Source organism: Streptomyces sp. SID9727, assembly GCF_010550605.1.
In the GTDB taxonomy this organism is placed as follows: Bacteria; Actinomycetota; Actinomycetes; order Streptomycetales; family Streptomycetaceae; genus Streptomyces.
In genome coordinates, this window is the sequence record NZ_JAAGNI010000369.1 from 21,618 (window position 1) to 31,921 (window position 10,304).

The following is a 10,304-nucleotide window of genomic DNA, read 5'->3' on the forward strand; positions in this document are numbered from 1 at the left end:
GCCCCCGCAACCGGCGGACCGGGTACGTTCGATGACGTGGCTGGATTCAGGATCGGACGCGGCCGGGACAACCGCACCCCGCAGCAAGGGCAACAGCAACCGCGGCAGCAGCCGTACGGCAATCAGGCACCGCCGCCGTACGGGCAGCAGCAATGGCCGCCGTCGGGAGGACAGGGCGCCCCGCATCACGCCGCACCGGGCTACCACGGCGGCGGTGCGTACCCCGCCGGCGGCGGCTACACGGGCGCCGGCCCGGACGAGCCGGAGTACTTCACCGACCCGACGCCGTACCCGTACCCCCAGGGGCCCAGCCCCGGCGACCCGTACGCGAACAATCCGGGCCACACGCAGGCGTTCCGCGTCGACGAGGAGCCGTACAGCGACGGCAGCGCCTACCGCGCCGGCCACGCGCCCGCGGCACCGGCAGGCCCGCGCCTGCACGGGAAGCAGCTGCTGAGCGGCATCGTGACGCGCCCCGGCCCCACGTTCTGGCAGATGCGCGACTACCCGGTCTGGGGCCCCGCCCTGACCGTCACGTTCCTCTACGGCCTGCTGGCCCTCTTCGGCTTCGACCAGGCCCGCGAGGACGCGATCCACGCCCCGGTCTCCAGCGCCGTGCCCTTCGTCATCATCACGGGCGTCTGCTTCGTGCTCGGCGGCCTGGTGCTGGGCGCGGTCACCCACACGCTGGCCCGCCAGCTCGGCGGCGACGGCGCGTGGCAGCCGACGGTGGGCCTGTCCATGCTGATCATGTCGGTCACGGACGTCCCGCGCCTGGTCTTCGCGATGTTCCTGGGCGGCGAGAACGCGCTGGTCGTCATCCTCGGCTGGGTCACCTGGCTGGCCGCGGCGGCGCTCCTCACCTCGATGGTGAGCAAGTCGCACGACCTGCCGTGGCCGAAGGCACTGGGCGCCTCGGCGATCCAGCTGCTGGCCCTGGTCTCGATCCTGAAGCTGGGAACGATCTAGACGGCCGCGCCGCACCCACGCCGAAGGGCCCCGGGTGACCGGGGCCCTTTCACGTCAGCACGCGCCGTTCAGGAGTCGAGCACCTGCCCGCTGCGCCGTACGACGGGCTTGTCCACGCTCCACGGGAAGTTGATCCAGCGATCGGTCTTCTTCCACACGTACTCGCACTTCACGAGCGAATGCGACTTCTCGTAGATGACCGCGGAGCGCACCTCGGCGACGTGGTCGATGCAGAAGTCGCGCACCAGCTTCAGCGTCTTGCCGGTGTCGGCGACGTCGTCGGCGATCAGGACCTTCTTGTCCGAGAAGTCGATGACGTTGGGCACCGGCGCCAGCATCACCGGCATCTCCAGCGTGGTGCCCACGCCGGTGTAGAACTCCACGTTCACCAGGTGGATGTTCTTGCAGTCCAGCGCGTACGCCAGACCGCCCGCGACGAACACCCCGCCGCGCGCGATGCTCAGCACCACGTCCGGCTCGTACCCGTCGTCGGCCACGGCCTGCGCCAGCTCCCGTACGGCGTGCCCGAAGCCGTCGTACGTCAGGTTCTCGCGTACATCGTCGCTCATCGGGTCCTCACACCTGCGTCCGGTGGAAATTCATGAAGGAGCGCGACGCGGTGGGACCGCGCTGCCCCTGATAGCGCGACCCGTACCGCTCGGAGCCGTAAGGGAACTCGGACGGAGAACTCAGCCGGAACATGCACAGCTGGCCGATCTTCATACCGGGCCAGAGCTTTATCGGCAGCGTCGCGAGATTCGACAGCTCCAGCGTCACGTGCCCGGAGAAGCCCGGGTCGATGAAGCCCGCCGTGGAATGCGTGACCAGTCCGAGCCGGCCGAGCGAGCTCTTCCCCTCCAGCCGCGACGCGAGATCGTCGGGCAGCGAGATGACCTCGTACGTCGACGCCAGCACGAACTCCCCGGGGTGCAGGATGAACGCGTCGTCCCCCTCCGGTTCGACGGTGCGGGTCAGGTCCACCTGCTCGACGGCGGGGTCGATGTGCGGGTAGCGGTGGTTCTCGAACACCCGGAAGTAGCGGTCGAGCCGCACGTCGATACTCGACGGCTGCACCATCGACGCGTCGAATGGATCAATGCGTACGCGTCCGGCGTCGATCTCGGCGCGGATGTCCTTGTCTGAGAGAAGCACCCACCGAGGATACGCAGAACGCGCGAGCCCGCCCTCATCGGGCCGCCCGCGCGCCTGTCGTCCGTCACCCGCCGTCGCTACCGCCGCTCGAACGCCACGGGCACGGCATGCCGCAACCGGGCGCACCGGGGACACCGGATGAGCCGCCCGGGCCCGATCCGCCCTGCTCCGAGCTGCTGCATCGGAAACGAGCTGGTAGCGAAAACGTGCCCTTCGGCACAGCGGACGACGGTGCGCTCCATGGAGTCCATCAAGTCCCTTCCCCATCAAGCCGTGGACGAGACCGCCACATTAGGGGATGAACAGGACCCGCCTCCACGCGGCACTCCGGCCCCCCACGCTACGCCCCCAACTCCCGCCGCCCGCACAGCGGATCCGGCACGTCTCCGGACGTCTCCGGGAGGGGATCGCGATGGGGTACAGTATGCGAGGATCCGCCGCTGGATACAGCGTCGGCCCTTTTCGCGGGTGTAGTTTAATGGTAGAACATGAGCTTCCCAAGCTCAGAGCGCGAGTTCGATTCTCGTCACCCGCTCTTTGAATCAAGGCCCTGGTCAATGACCGGGGCCTTTTCTTGTTTGCTCGATCCAAGCCGGAGAGCACTTCAGGGACGGCCAGGGCACTGTCGACCCTTCTTCCGCGCGGCTGCGTCCCATGCCGCCCGCACACCGCACCGATCGAAAGCAGCCACGGTCCTGGAACCGCCGGTGGAGGCGGGTTCAACTCTCTGTGAACAGACCACCACCTCGACGGACCTTCCCAACACAGTCGCGCTCACCTGGGACCACCATGGGGTGCGGCCGCTGACACAGAGCGAACGCATCCTGGCCGGAGACACCGCACAGTCGATCATCGACCAGCGATACTTCGCCATAGTCACTGATCTCGTTGGTTCTCCAACCGAACTTGTCGACGAGTCCGGCCAACTCGCCTGGCGCACTAGGACATCCCTGTGGGGAGCAACCGCCTGGGCCAGGAACAGCACAACTCACACTCCACTGCGCTTCCCCGGCCAGTACCACGATCCAGAAACGGGCCTGCACTACAACGTCCATCGCCACTACGACCCGGAAACCGCCCGATACCTCACACCGGACCCCCTCGGGCTCCAGCCCGCACCGAACACGGTCGCCTACGTCCCCAACCCTCACCAGTGGTGCGACCCTCTCGGCCTCGCCCCCTACGAACCGCTTCGCGAGGGCTACACCTCCTCCCCTGGCTTCAAGAAGGACCCTTACCACCCAGACGTCGTCGAGAGCCGAATCGAGGCGAATCGCGAGCTCTACGGTGTCAAGGACCTCGATGCCAAGGGGATGATCGGGGCCAACGGCACACAAATCACCAGCAAGACCTTGTGGAACCATGGGCCGTACCGGATCGACGTGGAGAACCCAGATCCTGGCGGGCGAGCGGGGCAGCTCCACTTCCAGGATCAGAGCAACAAGGGCGCGAAGTATCAGTACGACTTCGAAACAGGAAAGTTCGAAGGGCTTCCACGCAGCATCGAGAAGGCTGTCGGAAGCAGTCCGGGCTTCATCGCAGGATTAGAAAGGGGCTCGCCGCACTCGGCGAGGGATAGGCATGCGAAGCAATCCTCGGATGCGGGAGATCCTACGGACGACAGAGGTCTCCGACCTGACGGATGGGGAAATTCCTCCGATGTTCCGCGAGGTCGCTGAACGCGATTGGTCCGTCACTCCCTCTGGGGGGAGGGTGCTGACCGACCTCCGTCCGGAGACGTCCAATACCTATACCGACCGACTCGCTGAGGAAACAACGATCAACGGGAGAGGAATGACCGACTACGACCTCCCAGCCGCACCACACGAACGCACCCCCCTCCTCATCCGGCGGTGCTTGGCATATGTGTGCGCCTGCCTCCGGAAGGCACATGAGCATTTCGGTGACACTCAGGTGAAGGCGTACGTATCCCTCTCCTTCGCTGATACTGAAGAGGCCCTTCTCACCTCGAACGTCACCTTCTGCACCCCGCTTCCCGATGTTCGCCCCTACATCCCGGATGTTGAGGCCGTTACGGGCGCAGCCGTCGCGGAGATCACGCTGGAGGACTGTTCGGCTTGGGCCTGAGAACGCTTGGCTTGGCCGTCTCTGGTAGCGCCCCATCCGTGCCCAGCGGGTCGGACAGAAGCGGTGAGCATGGGCCCCTGAAGGCTCCACCGAGATGGCCTTTCACATTCCGTATCGGCAGGCCAGGGCACACGAGGCAATCGCAGAACCGCTGATTCCTTTTGCAAAAGGCCGCTCGTGTGCGGAATGGACGCGAGGGTGACCCATTGACAATCCTCCCCTCATTCGGGTCCCGTGACAGCCATGAGCCGATACTCTTACTGCGGGATTCTGGTCACCGGCCTGCCGGTCGACGGAACCCAAAGCCTTCTCGACGAGGTCTTCGAGCGGCGCATGCTGACAGTGGGCGACGTGGACGTCGAGGTGCGCAGAAACCCTGATGCCCGGAACGGCGAAGCTCCATCGAACGACTTTGTCCGGTGGCCTGTACAGATTGAGGTGGAGCCGGTATCGCAGGGTGGAGAAGCATCCATGGTGGAGACCGTCTCACGCATTCTCGAAGCGCTGTGGGGTGCGCGGGGGCAAGCGGTTGCGGCGTGTGACTTCGAAGGAGAACTACCGTGGAGCGGGGGCATCGGGCTTCTGGAGGCACCCACGCACGCGTAGGTGGGCGGGCTCAACCGCCCGAGTGTGCCGCCGTCTCGGCTCCGCCGCCTGGGCATCACCCACGGACGGACGGTTCGACGCGGGGCTGATGGCGTTGCCATCGACGTACACCCCTGCCGGCCCCTCCGCAGCCGCACGTCGCCGCTCGTGGTCCGTGTGCACTCCCTCGGTGCCTCCGGAGTGACCGGAGCGCGCGCCCCGGTCACGCGTTCCGGTCGTGGGTGAGCCTCAGATCAGAACGCCGATGTGTAGGCGGCGAAGAAGGGCGTCTTCACCGGCGCTCCGCCGGGGTCGAAGCACGCGACGTGGAGCCGGACGGAACCGCTGGTCCTGTCCCAGGGTTTGTACAGGCCACAGTAGTCGGCGTTGCGGCCGTAGGCGGTGGCGTGGGCGGTGTCCGACGGGACGGCCACCGACGGCATGGTGACGGTGAAGGGTGCTCCCGAGCCGGCGAGGCTGTTGGTGGCTCCGCTGGAGTTGTAGTTGGTCAGCGCGGGCAGCGACCCGTTGTACCAGAGATACCCGAAGGACTTCGGCGGAAAGGCCGGCCCGTGTACCGCTCGCAGGTAGGAGTAGCTCAGCGTCCACTCGGTGTCGTACGGCTTGCCGGCCGCGTCGTAGCAGGCGACGATCACGGTCTGGCCCGCCGACCCCGGTGTCCAGTCGGACACCTTGCACCGCGCCCCCTGCCGCGGATCGACGGCGGTGACCTGGAGGTCACCCGCGTAGCCCGACAGCCCGAGGGACGGAAGCCACGCCTTCCAGATGCCCGTCGAGCCCTTGCTCACCGCGTTGGTGGAGCCCGTGGAGTTGTACTGGGTGAGTACGGTGCCGCTGCTGTCCGAGTTCAGGTAGCCGTACGAACCGGAGGGCGTGGCGGGCAGGCCGCTGCTGCTCGTGTAGAGGACCGTGAAGGGGGAGTTGTCCGGTGCACCGCTGGGGAGGTAGCAGTTCACGTTCACGTCCTGACCGGAGCCCACGGTCTTCCAGTCGGCGATCTGACACCAGTGGGCGACGCTGTTCACCGCGGTGGCGTGGGCGATGCCGCCCGGTCCGCCTATCAGCGGGAAGTGCACCACGTACGAACCGAGGCCGATCTGGTCGACCTTGACGGGGTTGGCGGACGGGGAGGCCCAACTGCCCCACTGCCGGGAGGGATCGGGCGCGTAGCCGGGGGGCGGAGTCGCGTTGTCGAGGTACGCGAAGCCCCAGCGGTCGGGTACGGCGGCGTGTGCCGGGCCGGCTGCGGGGAGGGCGGCGGCCAGAAGAGCGGCCACCATCCCCAGAACGAGCATCACGGCCCGGCCGGGTCTGCTCGACAGATGTGAGGTGCGGACGTGCATGGGCGTGCCTCCTGTTGACGAGGTCGGTACTGCCTGTGCGATCCGGTGCTGGAGAGTGCGATTGCCGTCCACGTGCCGCGCAGGCTCGGGCTCAGCCCTCCTGCGGCTCCGGAGAGCGGCAGGGCTTGCGTCCCGGCGGCGTGCCGTGATTCGAAATCCGCCTCTCACTCTCCCAGAAGCACGACCCGGCACAACGTTGCAGGTCAGCCGTTTCGGTTCTCGCCCCACCCGCCGCAGGGGCACGAGGGCTCACTCGGTTCGCCCGGTGCACAGCGCGATGCAGCAGTTACGGCCGCTCCCATGCCGATTGGCCGTTTTCCGAGCCCCTCCCGCCTCACCTGCCTCGGCACACACCGCGGCCGGGCCTGTCCGGAACCCACCTGCGCCCGGTCGACGCCTCCACCCCGATAGCCGCCGTCCCCCGCCCCCGCACCGCACGCCCCGGAGCCGGGCCGCCGCCTCGGGAGGTCAGCCCCGCAGGGTGGTGATGGCCTTGTCGATGCGCCGTTGGCGGGTCTCGGGCTTCTTCGCGCTCTCGATGGCGCGTACGTGCTCGCGCTTGCGGCTGTGGGCGAGGTTGTCGTACGCGGCGCGGGCGGCCGGGTCGTCGTCCAGGGCCCGGGCGAAGTCCGCGGGCTCGACGACGACGCGCGGCTCGGTGTCGAGTTCCAGGTCGACCTCGACCTCCTCGCCGGTCTCGACACCGGCGGCCTTCCGGTTGGCGTGGCTGAGACCGAGCAGATGGCGGCCGCGCAGGAGGGCGACCCGGCTCTTCCAGGTATGCCCGTTGAGCGTGATGGTCACCGGAGGCCGCGCGCCTCCGCCGAGCGCCGCCACCACCTCGGGCGGGACCTCCAGGCCCCGCATGGGCTCGGTTGGCTCGACGTGTGTACGGAACTTCATGGTGCTCCTCCTGTTGTACGGCCGGTCGTCCTGCCGGTTCACCGCGGTTCCGGTCCGCTCGGTTCCGCGGTGCGCCGCTCCCACGCCCCCGCACCGGACCATCGCCGGGTCCTGAGGGGCCGCGCCACGCGCCACGCCGTCCTGGGCGGCGGCCGGGCAGGAGGGCGGGGCTACTCGGCGTAGGGCTGATCGGTTCCCTGGGCGCTGTAGCCGAGGCTCCAGATGTAACCGTCCGGGTCGGCGAAGGTGCCGCCGTACCCGCCCCACGGCAGCGCGCCGGCCGGTTTGAGGACCGTGGCCCCGGCCTGCCGGGCCTCCGCCATGATCTCGTCGACCCGCGTCTCGCTGCGGACGACGTAGGTCAGCACCAGTCCGCTGAAGCCGCTGCCTTCCTGGTCCGTGCCCACTTGGTCGGCCAGGCCCTCACGGCTGTAGAAACCGACCGGGGACGCGCCGTCCGACGCGAAGAACACCGAGACGCCGAAGTCGCTCTGGATCTTCCAGCCGAGCCCTTCGGTGTAGAACCGCTTGGCCCGGTCCATGTCCCGGACACCGAGAAGGATCGAGCTGACGTGCGCCTTCATGTCTTACTCCTTGGGTTGCAGATGCCAGAGGGCAGAGGGCGGATGTGCGGGGGGGGGCGGCCTCGAGGACGCGCTACGCGGCGGACTCCCAGGCGAACCCGTCCGGGTCGGTGAAGGCGTCGGCGGTGCCGCCGAGGACGAGGCGGTGCGAGCCGGTGCCGTCGACGGGTACGCCGAGGTCCTTCGCCAGGGCGCGGCGCTTGTACAGCGCGAGCTTGACGGGGCCGGCCGGACCGGCGGCGAACTCGGCGTACTTGCCGCCGAAGCTCTTGGCCACGGTGAGGCCCCGGCCGACGTAGAACTGCTTGGTGGCCTTCACGTCCTCGACGCCGATCAGCAGGACGATCTGGTCGATCTCGCGGGTGTCCGGGCCGGTGTCCTTCTTCTCCGAGGTCGCGATCTTCCAGATCGTCCCGTCGGGTGCCTGGACGACGCCGCTGTACCCCCACAGCGACTTCGCGGCGGGCTTCAGGACGGTGGCGCCGGCGTCGACGGCGGCACCGAGGAAGCCGTCCACGATGGCCGGGCGGGCCACGGTGAGCGCCAGGGTGAAGCCGCGGAATCCGGTGGAGTGCGCCTCGGACGCCCGGAGGGATACGTACGTGTCCACGCCGAAGGCGCTGTAGAAGCGGCGAGCGGCATCGAGGTCGGCCACCTCGAGGGTGACGGATGCGAGGGACGTGACGGCTGCGGTGGAAGCGGTGGTTGCCATGACCCTCACGCTAGGGGCCGTGCCGCGGCCGGGGCTTCTCGATTCCTGACCGGACGTACGACCCGCTTCGCCGCGCGTGCCGGGGGGGGCGGCGGCCTTCGCGGACGCCTTCACGAAGGGGGAGGCGCTGTCGCCGGAGGCAGCTCACGCGCGGGCACGGGAGTCGGGGCGAGTGGGTCGGGACGACCGCGTCCCCCCTCAACTTCCTTGATCCACAAGGCGGACAGGGATATGGTCTGCGGCAACATCGCGTGTCGGTCACCGGCTGGGTGAGGCATGGAGGTGTCGGGACATGCCTTCGGAGGCATTCCTTGTCAGTCGAGTTGAATCACACGATCGTCCACGCCCGGAACAACCGGGAATCCGCAGAGTTCTTCGCGAACCTGCTCAACCTCGAGATCACCGCCGAGTGGGGTCCGTTCATCGCGGTCGGTCTGGGTAACGGCGTCACGCTGGACTTCGCCACCGTCCCGGTGGACAGCATCACGCCGCAGCACTACGCCTTCCTGGTCTCCGAGGAGGAGTTCGACGCGGCGTACGCGCAGATCAGTGAGCGCGGCATCGAGCACTACGCCGACCCCCACCGGAAGCAGCCGGGCACGGTCAATCACCACGACGGCGGCCGCGGCGTGTACTTCATGGACCCGGCGGGTCACGCCATGGAGCTCATCACCGTGCCGTACGGCGGCTGGGCCTCGTAACCGCCCGTACCAAGGACCGCGCCCCCCGTGCGGGGCGCGGTCCTTGGCCGGTGCCCGAGGCCCGGGCCCGTCCGACACCCCTCACCCCGCATCAGCACGGCCCGCGTGCCCGCAGGCCGGAAGGGAACCACCATGAAGTACGCACTCGTGATCCTCGAGACGGACGAGTCGCGCCGCCGCATCCAGGCCGACCGGGTCGCCCACCGCAAGGAGTACGAAGGGTGGATCGGCACGCTGGCAGCGGCCGGGAAGCTCGTCGGCGGCGACGCCCTGGAGACCGAGCACACGCTCCCCGCGACGGTGCGCACGGCGGCCGACGGGACGACGACGGTCACCGACGGACCCGCGCACACCGGCGAGGAGACCCTCGGCGGCTGGTTCGTCGTCGACGTGGCCGACCGCGCGGAGGCCGTCGAACTGGCCAGGAGCCTCCCCACCCCGGAGACCGTCGAGATCCGCCCGCTCCTCGAATCCGCCTGAACGACACCGCTGCGGTTCTCGGCCGGGGAGCGCGGCGTGACAGCCGACGCCGTCGCACCGCCGGGGCCGGACGGCCGTGCCCCGACGGGTGCGGTGCGTCAGCTCCGGGCGTCGTCGTCGTCCGTCTGGCCGGCGCTCCCGGCCGCCTGCGTCTTCTCGCGCATCTTGCGCACCAGCTCCGCCTTGCGGTCGGCGGCGCCCTGACGGTCGAGGTTGCGGTGCGGTCCGTTGTTCTGCCGTTCGGCGCGGGACAGCTTCTTGCGCTGGCCGCCGCCCTGGCCCACGGGGTTGTTGATGTTCTTGCTGTCGGTCACGGGTTCTCCCGGTGCTCTGGTGAAGGTGATCTACGGATTCACGGTGGGGGACGGGGGCGGTGACGAGGTACGTCAGCGGGCCCGTCGCGCTCTCACCCGTAAACCGGTGCCTGGAAGAACATGCCGAAGACGTTACCCGGTCCGGTCAGCCCCGTACGCCATGCCTTTCGCCGCCCCGGGCGCCGCCGGCCCTCGGCGCACGCCCGGGCGGCGGTGGCCGGCAGGCGCAGGCGCTGCGGGGCGGTACGGAAGTCGTCGTGGCCACCCCCGGCCGCCTCAAGGACCGACCAGCGCCGCGAGATGACCCGTCTCATGGCGGCCGCCGGCATCACGCCCCGAACCACCCAGGTCCGCTCCGGCGAGGCGGCGCTCAGCCGGATCACCGGCGCCCGGACCCCCTCCGGCATCCCCGTGACGATCACGACGCCGGCGCCCGAGCGACGCAGGCGCGC

Annotated in this window: 12 protein-coding genes, 1 tRNA gene and 2 pseudogenes; 8 read left to right on the forward strand and 7 right to left on the reverse strand. The window is 68.9% G+C overall.

The window, feature by feature from the left end; all coding sequences use genetic code 11:
• The first annotated feature begins 36 nt into the window (after nt 1-36).
• On the forward strand, nt 37-969 hold the full coding sequence (locus G3I41_RS26100) for a Yip1 family protein (RefSeq protein WP_164402819.1): 933 nt from the start codon (nt 37-39) through the stop codon (nt 967-969).
• A 68-nt stretch (nt 970-1,037) separates the two neighbouring features.
• On the opposite strand, the gene G3I41_RS26105 is transcribed toward G3I41_RS26100, so the two are convergent.
• Together G3I41_RS26105 and dcd are read right to left on the reverse strand one after the other, a co-directional pair.
• The gene (locus tag G3I41_RS26105; protein ID WP_164402820.1) at nt 1,038-1,538 is read right to left on the reverse strand and encodes a phosphoribosyltransferase; all 501 of its coding nucleotides are present in this window, start codon (nt 1,536-1,538) and stop codon (nt 1,038-1,040) included.
• 7 nt (nt 1,539-1,545) lie between these two features.
• Nucleotides 1,546-2,121, reverse strand: a complete 576-nt coding sequence (gene dcd / locus G3I41_RS26110) for a dCTP deaminase (protein WP_018102070.1) — start codon at nt 2,119-2,121, stop codon at nt 1,546-1,548.
• Nucleotides 2,122-2,585: 464 nt separating this feature from the next.
• Between dcd and G3I41_RS26115 the strand changes: the two genes are divergently transcribed.
• The 4 genes and pseudogenes from G3I41_RS26115 (at nt 2,586) to G3I41_RS26130 (ending at nt 4,815) form a co-directional block, all read left to right on the forward strand.
• Nucleotides 2,586-2,656, forward strand: a tRNA-Gly gene (locus G3I41_RS26115).
• 181 nt (nt 2,657-2,837) lie between these two features.
• Nucleotides 2,838-3,305 (forward strand): annotated as a pseudogene (locus tag G3I41_RS37535) (RHS repeat-associated core domain-containing protein); the annotation flags it as partial.
• 475 nt (nt 3,306-3,780) lie between these two features.
• The gene (locus G3I41_RS26125; RefSeq protein WP_164402802.1) at nt 3,781-4,209 is read left to right on the forward strand and encodes a hypothetical protein; all 429 of its coding nucleotides are present in this window, start codon (nt 3,781-3,783) and stop codon (nt 4,207-4,209) included.
• A 243-nt stretch (nt 4,210-4,452) separates the two neighbouring features.
• On the forward strand, nt 4,453-4,815 hold the full coding sequence (locus G3I41_RS26130) for a hypothetical protein (RefSeq protein ID WP_164402821.1): 363 nt from the start codon (nt 4,453-4,455) through the stop codon (nt 4,813-4,815).
• A gap of 233 nt (nt 4,816-5,048) precedes the next feature.
• On the opposite strand, the gene G3I41_RS26135 is transcribed toward G3I41_RS26130, so the two are convergent.
• From G3I41_RS26135 to G3I41_RS26150, 4 genes are all read right to left on the reverse strand, one after another.
• Nucleotides 5,049-6,158 carry a hypothetical protein gene (locus G3I41_RS26135; protein ID WP_164402822.1) on the reverse strand — a complete coding sequence of 370 codons (1,110 nt, stop codon included), beginning with the start codon at nt 6,156-6,158 and terminating at the stop codon, nt 5,049-5,051.
• 468 nt (nt 6,159-6,626) lie between these two features.
• Nucleotides 6,627-7,061 carry a YdeI/OmpD-associated family protein gene (locus tag G3I41_RS26140; protein ID WP_164402823.1) on the reverse strand — a complete coding sequence of 145 codons (435 nt, stop codon included), beginning with the start codon at nt 7,059-7,061 and terminating at the stop codon, nt 6,627-6,629.
• Between the two features lie 170 nt (nt 7,062-7,231).
• Nucleotides 7,232-7,645: a VOC family protein gene (locus G3I41_RS26145; RefSeq protein ID WP_164402824.1), complete on the reverse strand. Its 414-nt coding sequence runs from the start codon at nt 7,643-7,645 to the stop codon at nt 7,232-7,234.
• A 73-nt stretch (nt 7,646-7,718) separates the two neighbouring features.
• Nucleotides 7,719-8,357 (reverse strand): glyoxalase, encoded by a 639-nt coding sequence (locus tag G3I41_RS26150; protein WP_164402825.1) that lies wholly within the window; start codon nt 8,355-8,357, stop codon nt 7,719-7,721.
• A 311-nt stretch (nt 8,358-8,668) separates the two neighbouring features.
• Between G3I41_RS26150 and G3I41_RS26155 the strand changes: the two genes are divergently transcribed.
• Together G3I41_RS26155 and G3I41_RS26160 are read left to right on the forward strand one after the other, a co-directional pair.
• Complete coding sequence (locus G3I41_RS26155; protein WP_164402826.1) at nt 8,669-9,058, forward strand: VOC family protein; 390 nt, start codon at nt 8,669-8,671, stop codon at nt 9,056-9,058.
• Nucleotides 9,059-9,190: 132 nt separating this feature from the next.
• On the forward strand, nt 9,191-9,538 hold the full coding sequence (locus tag G3I41_RS26160; protein ID WP_164402827.1) for a YciI family protein: 348 nt from the start codon (nt 9,191-9,193) through the stop codon (nt 9,536-9,538).
• A gap of 98 nt (nt 9,539-9,636) precedes the next feature.
• Here G3I41_RS26160 and G3I41_RS26165 read toward each other — a convergent pair whose 3' ends face one another.
• Complete coding sequence (locus tag G3I41_RS26165; RefSeq protein WP_164402828.1) at nt 9,637-9,852, reverse strand: DUF6243 family protein; 216 nt, start codon at nt 9,850-9,852, stop codon at nt 9,637-9,639.
• A 285-nt stretch (nt 9,853-10,137) separates the two neighbouring features.
• Between G3I41_RS26165 and G3I41_RS37100 the strand changes: the two are divergent.
• A pseudogene (locus G3I41_RS37100) lies at nt 10,138-10,304 on the forward strand (ATP-dependent helicase); the annotation flags it as partial.

Coding starts and splice junctions, on each gene's coding strand:
- G3I41_RS26150 (WP_164402825.1), bottom strand. CDS start 8,357: ATGGCAACCACCGCTTCCACCGCAGCCGTCACGTCCCTCGCATCCGTC.
- G3I41_RS26130 (WP_164402821.1), top strand. CDS start 4,453: ATGAGCCGATACTCTTACTGCGGGATTCTGGTCACCGGCCTGCCGGTC.
- G3I41_RS26135 (WP_164402822.1), bottom strand. CDS start 6,158: ATGCACGTCCGCACCTCACATCTGTCGAGCAGACCCGGCCGGGCCGTG.
- G3I41_RS26125 (WP_164402802.1), top strand. CDS start 3,781: ATGTTCCGCGAGGTCGCTGAACGCGATTGGTCCGTCACTCCCTCTGGG.
- G3I41_RS26160 (WP_164402827.1), top strand. CDS start 9,191: ATGAAGTACGCACTCGTGATCCTCGAGACGGACGAGTCGCGCCGCCGC.
- G3I41_RS26140 (WP_164402823.1), bottom strand. CDS start 7,061: ATGAAGTTCCGTACACACGTCGAGCCAACCGAGCCCATGCGGGGCCTG.
- G3I41_RS26105 (WP_164402820.1), bottom strand. CDS start 1,538: ATGAGCGACGATGTACGCGAGAACCTGACGTACGACGGCTTCGGGCAC.
- G3I41_RS26145 (WP_164402824.1), bottom strand. CDS start 7,645: ATGAAGGCGCACGTCAGCTCGATCCTTCTCGGTGTCCGGGACATGGAC.